Raw genomic sequence first — 16,718 nt, forward strand, 5'->3', positions numbered from 1 at the left:
CTCCCAACTCAGGCGGTCAGCGGGGCGCTGCGGATGGCATCCACGGCCTTGAGGATTTCCTCGCTGGTGGCCGGCGCGTTCAGCGGCGGGTTCGTGCGGCCATCGCCAACCGCAGCCACCGCATCGCGAATGGCGAAGAAGACCGAGAACGGCAGCAGCAGCGGCGGCTCACCCAGCGCCTTGGAACGGTGGATGCTGTCTTCCACGTTGGCGTTGTTGAACAGGTTCACACGGAAATCCGGCGGGCAGTCGTTGACCGTCGGGATCTTGTAGGTGGACGGCGCATGCGTCATCAGCTTGCCGTTCTTGTTCCACCACAGCTCTTCGGTCGTCAGCCAGCCCATGCCCTGGATGAACGCGCCTTCGACCTGGCCGATGTCGATAGCCGGGTTGATCGAGCGGCCGGCGTCGTGCAGCACGTCGGCGCGCAGCAGGCGCCATTCACCGGTCAGCGTATCGACCACCACTTCCGACACGGCTGCGCCATAGGCGTAGTAGTAGAACGGACGGCCCTTGAGCTTGGATTGATCCCAGTGCAGCTTGGGCGTGGCGTAGAAGCCGTCGGACCACAATTGCACGCGGGCAACATAGGCCTTGCCGATCAGCTCGTCGAACGGCACGCGGCGCGTACCGATTTCGAGATGGTCGCCCACGATCGCCACCGTCTCGATGGGCGCTTCGTAATGCTCGGCTGCAAACGCGATCAAGCGCTGGCGGATCTGGCGTGCGGCGTCTTGCGCAGCCTTGCCGTTCAGGTCGCTGCCTGTCGATGCCGCCGTGGCGGACGTGTTGGCCACCTTGCTGGTGTCCGTGGCTGTCACGCGGATGCGCGTGAACGACACGCCCAGTTCGTGCGCCACGACCTGCGCGACCTTCGTGTTGAGGCCCTGGCCCATTTCGGTGCCGCCGTGGTTCACGAGGATCGAGCCGTCGTTGTAGACGTGCACCAGCGCGCCAGCCTGGTTGAAGTGCTTCACGTTGAACGAGATGCCGAACTTCACCGGCGTCAGCGCCAGGCCGCGCTTGAGCACCGGGCTGGTCGCGTTGAAGGCGCGAATCGCTTCGCGCCGGGCGCGGTAGTCGGACGTCGCTTCCAGTTCGTCGAGCAACTCATGGATGACGTTGTCTTCCACCGTCTGCCCGTACGGCGTGACGTTGTTCTTGTCTTTGCCGTAAAGATTGGCGCGGCGCACATCGAGCGCATCCTTGCCGACCGAGCGCGCGATGTTGTCCATGATGTATTCGATGGCGAACGCGCCTTGCGGGCCGCCGAAGCCGCGGAATGCGGTGTTCGACTGCGTGTTGGTGCGCGCGCAGAAGCCGTCGATTTCCACCTCGGGCAGCCAGTAGGCGTTGTCGAAGTGGCAGATGGCGCGCGTCATCACCGGGCCTGACAGGTCGGCCGAGAAACCGGCGCGCGACGTCATGTCGACCTTGACGCCCTGGATGCGCCCGTCGTTGTCGTAGCCGGCTTCGTAGGCGAAGCGGAAGTCATGCCGCTTGCCGGTGATCATCATGTCGTCGTCGCGGTCCGGACGCAGCTTGACGGGGCAGGCGAGTTTCCACGCCGCCAGCGAAGCGCAACAGGCAAACAGGCCCGACTGCGATTCCTTCCCGCCGAAACCACCCCCCATGCGGCGGCATTCGACCAGCACTTGGTTCGCGTGCCAGCCCAGCATGTGCGACACCATGTGCTGCATCTCGGTCGGATGCTGCGTCGAGCACCACACGTGCATGCCGTTGTCTTCTTTCGGCACGGCGTACGAGATCTGGCTTTCCAGGTAGAACTGCTCCTGCCCGCCCAACGACATCTTGCCGGCTTCGGAGTGCGGCGCGGCAGCGATGCGCTCGGCCGGTTCGCCCCGCTTGAGGTGCATCGGCGGGAGCACGGACTTGCCGGCGGCGCGCGCTTCTTCGGGCGTCAGCAGCGGGGGCAGCACTTCGTATTCGATGTTGCCCAGACGCGCTGCGCGTCGCGCCGCATCGTGCGACGTGGCCACCACGATGAACATCGGCTGGCCGATGAAGTGCACCGTGTCGGTCGCCAGGATCGGGTCGTCGTGGATGATCGGGCCGCAATCGTTCGTGCCTGGAATGTCGGCCGACGTGAATACCGCCACCACGCCGGGCGCGGCCTTCACGCGATCCAGATCCATGTTCACGATGCGCGCATGCGCTTGCGTGCTCATGCCCAGCGCCGCGTGCAGCGTGCCGGCCAGCTCGGGAATGTCGTCGGTGTATGTGGCGGTGCCCGCAACATGCAGGTGCGCAGATTCGTGCGGGCGCGAAATGCCCACCACAGCGCCGCGCTGGCCGGGCATGGCGGCAGCAATATCGGCTTCCGCCAGCAGGAAGGCTTCGGTTTGCTTGTTCATGTTCTTAGGCTGCCGTGAGGGTATTCAATTCGACCGCGCGCACATTGATCTGTTCGGGCGTGAGCGGCGCATCGACGCGGGTTTCCAGCCAAAAGCGGTACACCGTGTTGGCAGCCGATATGCGACGGTAGTTGTCGGTCGCGCGCATGTCGGTCAGCGGGGTGTAGTCGCGCGACATGGCTGCCATGGCAGCGCGCACGGTCGCTTCGTTCCACGGCTGGCCGACGATGGCGTTTTCCGTCTCTGTCGCGCGCTTGGAGGTCGCCGCCATGCCGCCGTAGGCGATGCGTGCGCTGCGCACGCGGGTTTCGCCATCCTGGCTGTCCAGCTCGATGGCCAGCGCCGCGCACACGGCGGAAATGTCCTCGTCAAAGCGCTTCGAGAGCTTGTACGTACGGAAGCGCAGGGCATCGCGGCCCTCACGTGCGGGGATGCGCAGGCCCGCAACGAATTCGCCTTCTTCCATCGCGTTCTTCTGGTACGCGAGGTAGAGGTCTTCAAGCGGCAACTCGCGGCGGACTTCGCCACGCTGCAGCACGACGCGCGTGCCGATGGCGATGAGCGCGGGTGCCGAGTCACCGATCGGCGAGCCGTTGGCGATGTTGCCGCCCAGCGTGCCGGCATTGCGGATCGGCAGCGAGGCAAAGCGCTTCCACAATTCGGTCACTTCCGGGTAGTCCGCAGCCAGGAATGCGTAGGCCTTTTCCAGGGAGACGGCAGCGCCGATCTCGATCCAGCCATCACGCTTTTCCAGTGCGTAGAGATCAGCCACCTGGCCGATGTACAGGATGTCGCCCAGGTCGCGGAACTGCTTCGTGACCCACAGGCCGACGTCGGTGCTGCCGGCCAGGATGCGGATGTTCGGATGCGCGGCCTTGATGGCGGCAAAGGCGGATGCGGTACGCGGTGCGTAGAAGCGTGGCGCATTCTCGGTGCCGACGGGGGCGTAGCTGAAGGTGTCGTTGCGCTGCAGCTTGCGCAGCGTTTCAGCCAACTGCGTGCGGTCGATGCCTGCCGGCGCCGGGAGTTCGAACATGCGTTCGCCGGCGTCGATGATGGGGCGGTATCCGGTGCAGCGGCACAGGTTGCCGGTCAGCGAATCGCAGATGGTCTGGCGCGACGGAATCGGCGCCTGGTTGCCGGTGTTTTCGTACAGCGCGTAGAGCGACATCACAAAGCCAGGCGTGCAGAAGCCGCACTGCGACCCGTGGCACTCCACCATGGCCTCTTGCACGGGGTGCAGGGTGCCATCCTTGCCGCGCACGTCTTCCACGGTGAACAGCGCCTTGCCGTCCAGCGTGGGCAGGAACTGGATACACGCGTTGACGGCCTTCAGCCCGACGCTGCCGTCTTCCTGCAGTTCGCCGAGCACGACGGTACACGCACCGCAATCGCCCTCGGCGCACCCTTCCTTGGTGCCTGTGCAGTGTGCGTCTTCACGCAGGTATTGAAGCACCGTTCGGGTGATCGGGGCATCCGTAACGGTGCGGACCTGACCGCGGTGGAAGAAGCGGATGGGCTGAGTCTCCATGGGGGTTCTACGCCTGTTTGTGTGTGTAACAGAACCATAGCACCGGCCTAGGAATGCAATATTTGGCCCATGTGATAACCCGCATCGGAAAGCCAAAATCCGGGGTATACCCGCCGGTAGCGGTCTGGCGGCGCGGCGTGCAACTGACATACACTGACAGCGTCCCCAAGCACGTTTTTTTAGAAGGGTCGGCGCAGCCGTTACCCGCCTCCAGATGCACGGCAAAGATCACCTCGATACCTACCTCCTGCGCGTTCTCTACACGCTGCTCACCGAGCAGAGCGTGACCCGTACGGCGGTCAAGCTCGGCCAGTCGCAACCGGCCATCAGCAACACGCTCAAGCGCCTGCGGGAGATCACCGGCGACGCCATCCTGGTCCGTGGCAAGAACGGCATGGTGCCGACCGAGCGCGGCCATGATCTGCTGACGCTGGCCCAGCAGAGCCTGGAGGCAATGGAACGTATCGCCCGCCCGTCTCAGGAGTTCGACCCCGGCAACACCACGCGCACGTTCCACCTGGGGGCACCGGATTACCTTGACGCCTTCTTCCTGCCCAACATCGTCGAGCGTCTGCGCAAGCAGGCGCCGCAAGCCAAGCTGGTGGTGCATCCGCTCAATGCCGGGGTGGATTACCTGGCCGCGCTGGAGCAGGGCGGTATGGACCTGGTGATTGGCAATTGGCTCTCGCCGCCGGAACACCTGCATATCTCGCCGTTGTTCGACGATGAAGTCGTTTGCATGCTGGGTGCGCAGCACCCGCTGGCGCGCAAGGGCATCTCGCTCAAGCACTATGTGGAGATGCCGCATCTTGCGCCGGCCCCGTATGCCGTCATGCAGCGCAGCATGATCGATCAGGCACTTGCCGAGCAGGGACTGAAGCGGCAGATCCAGGTATCGCTGCCGTATTTCGGGCTGGTGCCGTATGTCCTGATGCGCACCGATCTGGTCTTCACCACCGGCCGCCAGTTCGCCGCGCATTGCGCGCAGTATCTGCCGATCCGCATCCTGCCGCCGCCCATGGCGTTTCCAAAGATGCGCTTTTACCAGCTCTGGCACGAGCGCAGCCATGCCGCGCCCGATGTGATGTGGCTACGCCGCATGATCGGCGAAGTGGCGGCCGAGTTGCCGCAGCATTCGCAGCTGGAATCGGCGGTGGCCTAAACCTGCGCCGGGCCGGGCTCACTTTCCGCTTGCGACGGCCTTTCCGTAGTTGGGGAAAAACACCTGCTCCCCGTTGACCTTGAAGTCGGCAATGACCTGCTGGCCCGCCGGTGACGTGATCCATTCGATCAGCTTGGTGGCATCGGCGTAGTTGATGCCCGGATGTTTCTTCGGGTTGACCGCGATGATGCCGTAGGGGTTGAACATGCGCGGGTCTCCGGCCAGCACGATGTCCAGGCCCGTCTTGGCGCGGTAGGCGCCGTAGGTTGCGCGGTCGGAGAGCGTGTAGGCATTCATCTGCGCGGCCATGTTCAACACTTCGCCCATGCCGAGTCCTGCGCTCACGTACCACGGCTTGCCCTTCGGGTCGATGTTGGCGGTCTTCCAGTAGGCCTTTTCCATGACATCGGTGCCGGAGTTGTCTCCGCGCGAGATGAACTTGGCGCCGGCTTTTTCGCCTGCCACAGCGATCGTCTCCATCCCCTGAATGACGTTCTTCTGGCCGCGCACGTGGGCCGGGTCCGTGTCTGGGCCGACGAGGATGAAGTCGTTGTACATCACGTCGCGGCGGTCGATGCCGCCCCCTGAGGCGACGAAGGCATCTTCCAGTTGGCGGGCGTGCACGAGCACCACATCCACATCCCCCGATTCGCCCAGTTTGACCGCCTTGCCCGTGCCAACGGCAATCACCTGCACATGAACGCCGGTGGCCGCCTCAAATTTGGGCAACAGGACCTTCAGCAGACCGGAGTTTTCGGTACTGGTAGTGGTGGCCATGCGGAGATCACCAGCATATGCGGCACTGGCAACCGCGAGCGTCAGACAAATGAGGGCAGGTAGCCGAAGGGCTTTGGACAATCCGGGCATGTTGTGGGGGTTAGCGCGAAGGCGTGGACGCTTTATGTCGGATGCTGCATGATGGCGGCAACGTCGGGGGCAGCCAGCGACCACGAGATGCCCGCCCCGGAATGGGCAGGATTGTTCTCCCGGGCCACGGCGGAAGTAAATAGGAAACCATAAACATAATGACATTCCAGTTCGAGGTATTTCCGGTGGTGGGGCCGGACGACAACCCGCGTGCGAACGGCAAGGTGTTTCAGTTGCTGCGGGCTGTTCGAGAGACGGGGTCCCTGCATCGCGCGGCGAAACAGGTGGGGCTGTCGTACCGGCACGCCTGGGGGGTGATGCGGTCGTGGGAAGAGATGCTCGGCCGCTCCCTGCTGGACATGGAGCGGGGCCGGGGCGCTTCGCTCACGCTTTTCGGTGAGCGCATGCTGCGCGCAGAGATGCGCCTGCGCGAGCAGCTCGATCCGGCACTGCATCAGGCCATGAGCCAATTCCTGTCCGAGCTGGACGACGCCTCGCAGTCGCAGGCGCGCATCCGCTTCTCGGGCAGCCATGACCCGGCCGTGGAACTGCTGGCCGAGACGTTTGCGCGGCAAAGCCACGGCGCCCATATCGACACCGTATTCTGCAGCGCCGTCGAGGGGCTGATCTGCCTGCAGGAAAAGCAATGCGAGGTGGCAGGCTTCTACGTGGCGCCGCAGCAAGGGGCGGGATCGATCGCGCACCAGACCCTGCGCAAGTGGCTGCGGCCCACCGCCGTGCGCCTGATCGCCCTGGCCGATCGCGAGCAGGGGCTGATGATGTCGGCGGAATGGGCGGGACGGGTGCAGTCGCTGGGCGATCTGGCGCGCACGCAGGCGCGCTTCATCAACCGTCAGCGCAGCTCGGGCACGCGCTTGCTGTTCGATCAGTTGCTGGTGGCGGCCGGGCTGTATCCCGACCAGATCAATGGGTATGACGAGCAGGAATTCTCCAGCGACAAGATCGCCGTGGCCGTCCAGGAAGGGCGGGCGGACGTCGGCTTCGGCCTGCGCCCCGGCGCCGAAGCCCACGGCCTGCATTTTGTGCCGCTGACGCGCGAAACGTACTACCTGGCGGTGCGCCGCAATGACGCGCTGTCGCCTTGGGTGCGCGAGCTGATCGAGCGCATCGGGCAGCCGGCCTTCCGCGAAGGCCTGGGCCATCTCGCCGGCTACCGGCCGACCGAGCACGTTTCGCTGCTCACCGCGGAGCAGGCGCTGCCTTGGCACGCTGACGAGGCCCGCGCGCTGGCCCGCTGAAGTCGTGCGAACATGGCGGGGTTTGCGCCATTGCGCGCCTCGTCCATGTTCCGCCCATGTCACGTTTCTCCGTCTGGACCCAAGCCCTGCGCATGCTGCGCCGCGACTGGCGCGCCGGTGAACTGAACCTGTTGCTCGTCGCGCTGGTGCTGGCGGTGGCCGCGCTGGCGTCCGTCAGTTTCCTTGCCGATCGCATGCATGCCGGTCTGGAGCGCGACGCGCGTCAACTGATCGGCGCGGATGTGCTTGTCGTGTCCGACCAACCGCTGCCGCCCGACATCGAAGCGTATGCGCGCGCGAGCGGCCTGCAGGTCACGCACACCGCCACGTTCCCCAGCATGGCGAGCACGTTGACCAAGGGCGCCTCGGGCGAACCTGCTTCGCAACTCGCCGCCATCAAGGCCGTCGACGTGGGCTACCCGCTGCGCGGCACGCTGAAGGTCAGCGATGACGGTCGGGATACCGCCGGTGCGCCCATTCGGGGCATTCCCGCCGCCGGTACAGTGTGGGTGGATGCGCCGCTGCTCGAAGCGCTCGGCCTTCGCGTGGGCGATGCGATACGCCTCGGCACGCGCACCTTCAAGATCGCGCATGTCATCACCCAGGAACTCGATCGCGGCGCGGGCTTCATGAATTTCGCGCCTCGGGTGATGCTGCCGATGTCGGACCTCGGTTCGACGGGCCTCGTCACCTACGGCAGCCGGGTCACGTATCGCCTGCTGGTGGCGGGTCCGGATGCCGCTGCCGGCGCGTTCCACACCTGGGCCGAGAACGAAGCGAAGACGCGCCAGTTGCGTGGCGTGCGCGTGGAATCGTTGCAGAACGGCCAGCCGCAGATGCGCGAAACGCTGGACCGTGCGGAGCGCTTCCTTTCGCTCGTCGCCTTGCTGGCGGCCATGATTGCCGCGGTGGCGATCACCATGGCCGCGCGCCGCTACACCGCGCGGCATACCGATGCGGTGGCCGTCATCAAATGCCTGGGGCTCAAGCAAGGGCAGATTCTCGGCACGTTCGCGCTGGAGTTTTTGCTCATCGGCGTCATTGGTTCAGCGGTGGGCGTGGCGCTGGGTTATGGCGCGCATTGGCTGTTGCTGGCGTCGCTTGGCGACCTGGTCACGGTGACATTGCCCGCGCCATCCATCTGGCCTGCGGTCGTGGGCGTGACGGCAGGACTGGTGCTGCTGATCGGCTTTGCCGTGCCGCCGTTGCTGAGCCTCGTGCGCGTGGCGCCGCTGCGCGTGCTGCGGCGCGATGTAGCCGAGCGCGCGGTTGCCGCATGGATTGGCTATGCGCTGGGTGCTGCTGCGTTCTTTGCGCTGCTGGTCGTGTCTGCGCGTGACGTGAAGCTTGGCGCGCTGACCGCCGCCGGGTTTGCCGGCGCCATCGTCGTGTTTGCGCTGCTGGCAGCAGGCGGGTTGCGCGCGCTGGCGATGTCGCTGGGGCGGGGTCGTGCGCTGAGCGTGGGTTGGCGCTTTGCGCTCGCCGTGCTGGAGCGCCGTCGCGGCGTGAGCGTGCTGCAGACCGTGGCGCTTGCGGTTGGTCTGATGGCGCTGCTGCTGCTCGCCATGACGCGAAACGACCTGATCCGCTCGTGGCATAACGCCACGCCGGCCGATGCGCCCAACCGGTTCATCATCAACATCCAGCCTGACCAGATGCAGGCGGTGGCGCAGGCCCTCGCGCAGGCCGGCGTGGCCGATCCGAAACTCTATCCAATGGTGCGCGGGCGCCTCACGCAGGTGAACGGCCAGGTGATCGATCGCCAGACTTATGCCGAATCGCGCGCCCGCAATCTGGTCGAACGCGAATTCAACCTGTCGTACGCCACCGCGCAGCCGCCTGAAAATCGCATCGTTTCCGGCCAATGGTTCAGTGGACAAAAGCCCGAGGCCTCGGTGGAAGAGGGCATTGCCAAGACGCTCAACCTTCACCTGGGCGATGTGCTGCGCTTCGACGTCGCCGGGCAGACGGTGGATGCGCCCATCACGTCTTTGCGCAAGCTCGATTGGAGTTCGATGCGCGTGAATTTCTTCGTGATCCTGCCGCCCGTGGCGCTGCGCGACATGCCGCAGACCTACGTGACTGCGTTCCGCATTCCCGCCGGGCACGCCGATCTGCCGGCCAAGCTTGTGCGCGAGTTTCCGAACCTGACGGTGGTCGATACCGAGCTGATCCTGCAGCAGGTGCAGGGCGTGCTGGACCAGGTAACGGCGGCGGTGGAATTCCTCTTCGTCTTTACGCTGGCGGCGGGTGTGCTGGTGTTGTACGCGGCGCTCTCCGGCTCGCGCGACGAGCGCCTGCGTGATGCCGGCGTGCTGCGCGCGCTTGGTGCAAGCTCCGGCGTGGTACGTCAGACGCAGTACGCGGAAGTGCTGATCGTGGGTGGCCTCGCCGGGTTGATGGCCGGCGTGGGCGCGATCGCCATCGGCTGGGTGCTGTCGGCGTACGTCTTCGATTTTCCGTATCGTTTCAACCCGGCGATCCTGCCGGTGGGCATCGTGAGCGGCATGGCGTGCGCCTTTATTGGTGGCTGGCTGGGCTTGCGCGACGTGCTGCGTCGCCCCGCCATGGCAACGCTCCGTGACGCATGATGGCGCCCGAATTTTTAGAAGTGACCAACGCTGTATGACTGATGCAACTTCCGGCCAGGAAACCCTGGCGTTTGATCTGATTGGCGGCGAGGCGCGCGTGCGCGAACTCGTTGACCGCTTCTACGACCTGATGGATCTGGAGCCCGAGTTTGCCGTGCTGCGCGCGCTGCATCCGCAAAGCCTCGATGGATCGCGCGACAAGCTGTTCTGGTTTTTGTGCGGCTGGCTTGGCGGCCCGAATCATTTCATCGAGCGCTTTGGCCACCCGCGCCTGCGTGCGCGCCATATGCCGTTCGAGATCGGCACGCAGGAGCGTGATCAGTGGATGCGCTGCATGGCCCTCGCCATGCAAGACATCGGTCTGGACGAAGCCCTGCAGATGCGGTTGATGCAGGCCTTCTGGCAGACCGCCGACTGGATGCGGAACGTGCAGCGCTAAGGTGCCGCGCGAAAGCGCACCCTACAAGAACATATTCGAGGAGACCCTGATGATCGGTTTGCCCACCGCAGACGACGTGCTCGCGTTCTGGTTCGGCACTGCGCCGCTGATTGACGCCCGCCCGGAGTGGTTCACCAAGTCCGATGCGTTCGATGCCGAGATCCGCGCGCGTTTCCTGCCGCTGTGGGAAGCGCTTTCCACGGGCGACGCCGACACCTGGATGGACACGCCGCTCGAGGCCATCGCGCGCATCGTCGTGCTCGACCAGTTCTCGCGCAACATGTTTCGTGGCACTGCGCGCGCCTTTGCCAGCGACGCCGCTGCGTTGCACACCGCGCAGATTGTCGTGGCCGCAGGATGGGATGCGCAATTGCCAACGCGCCATCACCGTGTGTTCTGCTACCTGCCGTTCGAGCACAGCGAGGCGCTGTCGGCGCAGGATGAGTCGATTCGCCTTTACACGCGCCTGCGCGACCAGGAAGGTGATGCGGACCCGCTTATCTGGGCGGAGAAGCACCGCGAGATCGTGGCGCGCTTCGGGCGCTTTCCGCATCGCAACGAAGCGCTCGGGCGCGTTTCCACGCCCGAGGAAGTGGAGTTTCTGAAACAGCCGGGGTCGTCGTTTTAGCCCTGGCGGGGCTTACGTGCGCTCGCGGCGCTCCGACCATTTGTCGACCGTCTCGCGCGGCGCACGGGCCAGCATGTCGATCAGGGCGGCGGGGTCGTCGCTCACGTGCAGCAGGTCAGCGTGGTGACGCTTGAGGAAGCCTTCCTGCACCGCATGGTCGATGAAGGCGAGCAGCTTGTCGTAGAAACCCGCCACGTTCAGCAGGCCGATCGGCTTGTTGTGATAGCCGAGCTGCAGCCACGTGAAGGTCTCGAACAGCTCTTCGTAGGTGCCGACGCCGCCGGGCATGGCGATGAAGGCATCGGCGCGATCGGCCATCATCTGCTTGCGCTGATGCATGCTGTCGACGATGTGCAGTTCGGTCAGCTCCTTATGCCCGACCTCCTTGCGCACCAGCGATTTCGGGATGATGCCGATGACCGGCCTGCCGCCGTGCAGCACTGCGTCGGCCACCACGCCCATCAGGCCGACGTTGCCGCCGCCGTAGACGAGCGTGAGGCCGCGCTTGACCATCTCGTTGCCCAGCGCGATGGCGTTGGCTTTGTATTCCGGGCGCTCGCCCGGGCTGGAACCGCAATAGACGCAGATCGATTTCATTGAGCAGGGGTGTTGTTGCTAGGGGTGCCCGGGGTGCCGATAGGCGGATCGTTGCTGCGGCTCACGGCCAGCAGATCAAACGCCCGCCGCGGCTTGCCGCGCAGGTAAGGCGCGAGGATCGACAGGATGTGGTAGCTCGCGCCGTGCAGGTGATCGCGGATCGCGTTCTGGTCGTTGTACTGCCGCGGGTGCTGCACGAACTGGAACGACAGCCAGTAGGTCGCAATCACCACGATATTGGTGCAAATGACGTCGACCTGCTCGGCCGTGGCTTCCATCTCGCCGTCTTCGATGAACTGGTGACAGATGTCCATGGCGAAGTGGCGCTTCTGCTCGACGATGCGCTTGAAGTTCAGTTCAAGCATGCGGTTGCGCGCGAGCAGATCGTTGATGTCGCGGTACAGGAAGCGGTAGTTCCACAGGAACTCCGACATGTACTGCAGGTAGCCCCAGGTTTCGTCCAGCGTGGCTTTGTGGTCATCCGGCAGCTTCAGGCGACGCGCGATCTCCTGCTCGAACTGCACGAAGATCGAGTTGATGATGTCGTCCTTGTTGCGGAAGTGGTAATACAGGTTGCCCGGGCTGATCTCCAGCTCTTCGGCGATCGTCGTGGTCGTGACGTTGGGCTCGCCCAGTTCGTTGAACAGGCGCAGCGACACTTCGAGAATGCGATCGCGCGTCCGGCGCGGGCCGGTGGAATGCTGCTTGGTTTCCATTGAACTGCCAAGGCCGGTGGCCCTGTCTCCGTGGCGTATTGGTGCCCGGATTATAAGAGATCGTGCTTGTGCAACGATCCCCACATGCTGCGGGGAATTCATAGCCAAACGTTGTCGCAGGCTTTTCGCTGGTGTTCCTAGCGCAACAGCGATGCCGCCCACGGCCAAGCGATCGCCACCCACGTCCCCACACACAGCAGCAGAGCCAGCATGACGGCCGCGCTGCCGAAATCCTTGGCCCGCTTTGACAGCCCGTGCTGCTCCAGCGAGATGCGGTCGACCGCCGCTTCCACGCTCGAATTGAGCAGTTCCACGATCAGCACCAGCACCAGCGTGCCGAGCATCAGAATGCGCTCGACCACGGTGGCGGGAATGACGAACGCGCACGGCAGCAGGATCGCGCACAGCGTCAGCTCCTGGCGGAACGCGCTTTCCTCGTCGATGGCGAAGCGGATGCCGCTGATCGAGTTCTTGAGCGCAAACCACGCGCGCGTGATGCCGCGATTGCCTTTATGCGGGTTGTCGGCCGGCGAGTACGCGCCTGGCGCCGGCGGTGCGGGCGGATTTTCCAGTCGCCGATCCGGCGGGGTGGTGGGCTTCATGGAACGCAAGACTCAGGCACCCGCAGCGGTGGACGGTTCGGCAGCCTTGGTGTTGCCGGCGGAGGCCGCGGGCATCGGACGCAGGTGCGCGAGGAATTGCTCCGAGGCGGCGCGCCACGAGAACTTCTCGGCATGCGCCCGTGCCGTGGCACGGTCAATACGCAGCGCTTCCAGGCAGGCTTCGCGCAGGTCTTCGCGCAACGCGCCGGCCGGGGAATCGCCGAGTACGTCGATCGGGCCCGTCACCGGATATGCGGCAACCGGCAGGCCGCTCGCAAGTGCTTCCAGCAATACCAGGCCGAACGTGTCGGTGCGGCTCGGGAAGACGAACACATCCGCCGAGGCGTACACCTTGGCCAGCTCCGGTTGCTTCAGCACGCCGAGGTAGCTGGCATTCGGGTACTTAGCCTTCAACCCGGCCAGGGCGGGGCCTTCGCCCACCACCCACTTGGAGCCCGGCAGATCGAGTTCCAGGAAGGCTTCAACGTTCTTTTCCACGGCCACACGGCCGACGTACAGGAAGATCGGGTGCGCCGTGTTGAGCACGTTGCTGCGCTGGGCGGTGAAGATGTCCAGATCGACGCCGCGCGTCCACAGCACGCCGTTGGTGATGCCATAGTCGGCAAGGTCTTTCAGCACCACGGGCGTGGGCGCCATCACGGCTTGGGCGGGGCTGTGGAACCAGCGCAGGAAGCGATACGTCCAGGCCAGCGGAATGCCGAAGCGCGCCTGCACGTATTCCGGAAAGCGCGTGTGGTACGCCGTCGTGTAGGGCAACTTGTGGCGCAGCGCATAGGCGCGTGCGGCCAGACCCAGCGGGCCTTCGGTCGCGATGTGCAGGGCTTGCGGGGCGAACTGTTCGATGCGCTCCCGCACGCGCTTGGACGGCAGGATCGACAGGCGGATTTCCGGATATGTCGGGCACGGCACCGTCTTGAATTCCAGCGGCGTGATCATGTCGACGATGTGCCCCATGGCTTCCAGCTCACGACGCGTCTGGGTGAGGGTGCGGACGACGCCGTTGACCTGCGGTTCCCAGGCATCGGTGACGATCATGACTTTCACGGGCTCTCCTTGGGGGGTAGGGTGGGCGGCAGCGGGCTGCACGAGGTCGATGCTGGTGTGGGTCATAGAGGCTTCCATCAGGCGGCGGCCGCAGCGGCACGGCGTGCGCGGCGGGAGGTGCGCGGCGCATCGAGCAGATGCGTCCAGTAGACGATCTGCAGTTCGCCTTCCATGGTTTCGACCAGTGCAGAGAGGCTCTCCACCCAGTCGCCGTCGTTGCAGTAGAGCTGGCCGTCGATCTCGCGGATTTCGGCCTTGTGGATATGCCCGCAGACCACGCCGTCGCAGCCACGGCGGCGCGCTTCGTCCGTCATCACACGCTCGAACGAATTGATGAAGTTGACCGCGTTCTTGACCTGGTGCTTCAGGTATTGCGACAGCGACCAGTACGGAAAACCCAGCCGCACGCGGATGCGGTTGAAGTGCCGGTTCATCGCCAGGATGAACGTGTAGAGCGAGTCGCCGACGTAGGCCAGCCAGCGCGCGTGCTGCATCACGCCGTCGAACAGGTCACCGTGCACGACCCACAGGCGCTTGCCCGTGGCGGTCACGTGCACTGCGTCTTCAGCGACTTCGATATCGCCAAAGTTCAGGCCGTGGAACTGGCGCGCCATCTCGTCGTGGTTGCCCGGGATGAACACGACGCGTGTGCCTTTGCGCGCGCGGCGCAGCACCTTCTGCACCACATCGTTGTGGGCCTGCGGCCAGTACCAGCCCTTGCGCAGTTGCCAGCCGTCGACGATGTCGCCCACGAGGTACAGCGTGTCCGATTCGTGGTGCTTGAGAAAGTCGAGCAGGTAGTCGGCCTGGCAGCCCGGCGTGCCGAGGTGGATGTCCGACAGCCAGATCGTGCGGTAACGCTGGATTTTTTCGGCAGGCGGATCAGTGTCGGTGTCGGCCGATCGATCGGGCGCCAGCGTCGAAGCCGGCGTGGCGACCGGTGCTTCGTGCTCGCGCACATCGCCCCGACCTGCCGGTACAGCCGAGCCCAGCGCACCCGCAGCGGCGAGTCCGGCGGCCATTTGCATCAGCGGCGGTGGAGCGTTCCAGTCGGAACCGGTGAGGGGAGCAGCGCGAAAGCGTTGCGCGAGGCGGCGGAGAAATCCAAGGCGCGATGGCAGATTTGGCAGGACCATGTCGGCAACAGAGGCTGCGTTGGACGGATTTCGCCATCGCCGCATGAAGAAGCCGTGTCAGAAACATGACCGTCACATGACGCAGTTGCCGAGAAAGAGAGAGGTGTGCGCCGAAGAACTGCGCCCAGCGCGCGTTTCAGGCAGAGGCCGTCGCAGCGATGCTCTCAATTCGTGCGAGTTCTGCCAGCACCGCATCGCGCACGCGTGCGTCGCATAGCAGCGACACATGGCCAACGCCCGCGAATGGGACGTGCCGCGCGCCTTCCAGCCAAGACGCACCAGGCGGCCCGACGATGGAGTCGTGCCACGAAAAAATGGAGGTGATGCGCGCGCGAACGGCTGGCGTTTCAGACGCCGCAAGTTGGCGCAGCCACGGGCTCGCCCACGCCATCTGACGAACGTTGCGGCCGCGCGCTGTACGCGCCATTGCCGTGCCCCGATGTGGCGTGCCGAGCGTGATGACATGCGCGACGGGGCACGGCTGCACCTCGCGCAGCAGCGCTCGTGCGGCGAGCCCGCCCATGCTGTGGCAGAGCAAGACGGGCGCGCGGCCGTGCGTGCGTATCAGTCGCGCGACGGCAGCAGCAATGTCCCGGGCGTATTCGTCGATGTCGCCCAGCAACGGCATGAGGTCGATGGCGTCTGTCGGGTGTCCGGCGGCGGCCACATGACGCTGCATCGGCAGCCACACCGCGCGATTGCAGCCATAGCCATGAATCATCAGCACCGGCACGCGCTTGCCCTCATCTGCCGGCGCATCGAACGAAGCATGCGCCCCGAAGGGTTGCAGCACGTTGAACATCCAAGCGACGGAGACACACTCGCGCAACCAACACGCGATAAAGCCCGCGATGCCGATGCGCTGTTCGCGCGGCACGGGCATGCGGTCCCACATGGGGTCGTCCGGTATCGCGGTGCCCAGGCTCTTCAGTGACACCAAGAACGCCCACCCGATCGAAACGAGATACCCGAGCACCAACGCCACGCCCGCGAGCACACCCGCTGCCTGCCAACTCCATCCGCCCCACCGATGTGCCGCCCAGCCAACCGCCAGCGTTGCCGCGCACTGCAGCGCCACGGCAATGCGACGCGCGGTGGCTGCGGTCAGAAAGGCGAAGGGAACGGGGGAGGTGGGCAGATCGGCGCGCGTCATGGTGGGGGTCGCCGCCGAGTGTGCAGCCGATCAGTCGCGCACCAGCCGCGTGCCGGCCAGGCGATCGTGCAGGAACTGGCGCTGCGGATCGAGCCACGCCAACGCGCCCCAAGCCAGCAGGCATGCGAGAGCGACACCGGCACCGGCCCAGCGCGACGCGCCGCTCAGGTGGATTACGCCAACTGCTGTGGCCACCCACACCCACGCCAGCAGATAGCGCGCAACGGCACGACCCAGCGAAATACGTGACCCGTCGGCGTTGACCACGCGCATGCGCCATGTCTGCATCGCCAGCGTCTGGCCGCGCTTGCGCCAGAACCACACGAAGTACAGACCCAGCGCCAGAAAGCCCCATACCTGCAGTCCCACATCGCCGGTCCGGGCAAGGGGTGGGACGATCAGGCGCAGCAGCAGGAAGACAGCCGTTGCGCCAAACATCACGCCAAACAGCAGCAGGCCTTCGTACAGCATGGCGGCAAGACGGCGACGCAACGTGGGTGCTGTGAGCGGATCAGGCGTCGCGACCGGCGAAGTCGAAGAAGCGGAGGTGGCCATCGAACAGGGTGTGAGCGCCGTCAGCGCAGTCCATCATGGGCC

Annotated in this window: 15 protein-coding genes; 5 read left to right on the top strand and 10 right to left on the bottom strand. The window is 65.2% G+C overall.

All coding sequences use genetic code 11. The features are described from left to right. Window positions 1-8: 8 nt before the first annotated feature. Together xdhB and xdhA are read right to left on the bottom strand one after the other, a co-directional pair. Complete coding sequence (xdhB, locus tag N511_RS0120630) at window positions 9-2,375, bottom strand: xanthine dehydrogenase molybdopterin binding subunit (RefSeq protein ID WP_027681005.1); 2,367 nt, start codon at window positions 2,373-2,375, stop codon at window positions 9-11. Between the two features lie 4 nt (window positions 2,376-2,379). Further along, a complete protein-coding gene (xdhA, locus tag N511_RS0120635; RefSeq protein WP_027681006.1) occupies window positions 2,380-3,906 on the bottom strand; it encodes a xanthine dehydrogenase small subunit in 1,527 nt (508 codons plus the stop codon). Between the two features lie 214 nt (window positions 3,907-4,120). Between xdhA and N511_RS0120640 the strand changes: the two genes are divergently transcribed. Continuing rightward, window positions 4,121-5,068, top strand: a complete 948-nt coding sequence (locus N511_RS0120640; RefSeq protein WP_027681007.1) for a LysR substrate-binding domain-containing protein — start codon at window positions 4,121-4,123, stop codon at window positions 5,066-5,068. Between the two features lie 18 nt (window positions 5,069-5,086). Here the strand turns inward: N511_RS0120640 and N511_RS0120645 are convergent, their stop codons facing one another. Next, window positions 5,087-5,935: a substrate-binding domain-containing protein gene (locus N511_RS0120645; protein WP_027681008.1), complete on the bottom strand. Its 849-nt coding sequence runs from the start codon at window positions 5,933-5,935 to the stop codon at window positions 5,087-5,089. Between the two features lie 158 nt (window positions 5,936-6,093). Here N511_RS0120645 and N511_RS0120650 point away from each other — a divergent pair, with 158 nt between their 5' ends. Genes N511_RS0120650 through N511_RS0120665 form a run of 4 tightly spaced genes read left to right on the top strand, consistent with a single transcriptional unit; the run spans window position 6,094 to window position 10,852 of the window. Then, window positions 6,094-7,194, top strand: a complete 1,101-nt coding sequence (locus N511_RS0120650; RefSeq protein WP_027681009.1) for a substrate-binding domain-containing protein — start codon at window positions 6,094-6,096, stop codon at window positions 7,192-7,194. 56 nt (window positions 7,195-7,250) lie between these two features. After that, the gene (locus N511_RS0120655; RefSeq protein WP_027681010.1) at window positions 7,251-9,785 is read left to right on the top strand and encodes an ABC transporter permease; all 2,535 of its coding nucleotides are present in this window, start codon (window positions 7,251-7,253) and stop codon (window positions 9,783-9,785) included. 34 nt (window positions 9,786-9,819) lie between these two features. Continuing rightward, window positions 9,820-10,224, top strand: a complete 405-nt coding sequence (locus N511_RS0120660) for a group II truncated hemoglobin (RefSeq protein WP_027681011.1) — start codon at window positions 9,820-9,822, stop codon at window positions 10,222-10,224. 49 nt (window positions 10,225-10,273) lie between these two features. Beyond that, on the top strand, window positions 10,274-10,852 hold the full coding sequence (locus N511_RS0120665; RefSeq protein WP_027681012.1) for a DUF924 family protein: 579 nt from the start codon (window positions 10,274-10,276) through the stop codon (window positions 10,850-10,852). Between the two features lie 12 nt (window positions 10,853-10,864). On the opposite strand, the gene N511_RS0120670 is transcribed toward N511_RS0120665, so the two are convergent. The 7 genes from N511_RS0120670 to N511_RS0120700 all read right to left on the bottom strand — a co-directional run bounded on the left by N511_RS0120670 (window position 10,865) and on the right by N511_RS0120700 (window position 16,676). After that, window positions 10,865-11,449, bottom strand: coding sequence for a TIGR00730 family Rossman fold protein (locus N511_RS0120670; RefSeq protein ID WP_027681013.1), 585 nt, complete (start codon window positions 11,447-11,449; stop codon window positions 10,865-10,867). Further along, a complete protein-coding gene (locus N511_RS0120675) occupies window positions 11,446-12,165 on the bottom strand; it encodes a TetR/AcrR family transcriptional regulator (protein ID WP_027681014.1) in 720 nt (239 codons plus the stop codon). The genes N511_RS0120670 and N511_RS0120675 overlap by 4 nt, the downstream gene beginning before the upstream one ends. 137 nt (window positions 12,166-12,302) lie before the next feature. After that, window positions 12,303-12,767 carry a diacylglycerol kinase gene (locus tag N511_RS24415; RefSeq protein WP_051530973.1) on the bottom strand — a complete coding sequence of 155 codons (465 nt, stop codon included), beginning with the start codon at window positions 12,765-12,767 and terminating at the stop codon, window positions 12,303-12,305. 12 nt (window positions 12,768-12,779) lie between these two features. Then, complete coding sequence (locus tag N511_RS0120685) at window positions 12,780-13,823, bottom strand: glycosyltransferase family 4 protein (protein WP_027681015.1); 1,044 nt, start codon at window positions 13,821-13,823, stop codon at window positions 12,780-12,782. 86 nt (window positions 13,824-13,909) lie between these two features. Continuing rightward, complete coding sequence (locus tag N511_RS0120690) at window positions 13,910-14,860, bottom strand: UDP-2,3-diacylglucosamine diphosphatase (protein ID WP_027681016.1); 951 nt, start codon at window positions 14,858-14,860, stop codon at window positions 13,910-13,912. 244 nt (window positions 14,861-15,104) lie between these two features. Further along, window positions 15,105-16,121, bottom strand: coding sequence for an esterase/lipase family protein (locus N511_RS0120695; protein ID WP_027681017.1), 1,017 nt, complete (start codon window positions 16,119-16,121; stop codon window positions 15,105-15,107). A gap of 30 nt (window positions 16,122-16,151) precedes the next feature. Beyond that, window positions 16,152-16,676, bottom strand: a complete 525-nt coding sequence (locus N511_RS0120700) for an RDD family protein (RefSeq protein WP_027681018.1) — start codon at window positions 16,674-16,676, stop codon at window positions 16,152-16,154. Window positions 16,677-16,718 lie beyond the last annotated feature (42 nt).

This window comes from Ralstonia sp. UNC404CL21Col (assembly GCF_000620465.1).
GTDB classification, from domain to species: domain Bacteria; phylum Pseudomonadota; class Gammaproteobacteria; order Burkholderiales; family Burkholderiaceae; genus Ralstonia; species Ralstonia flatus.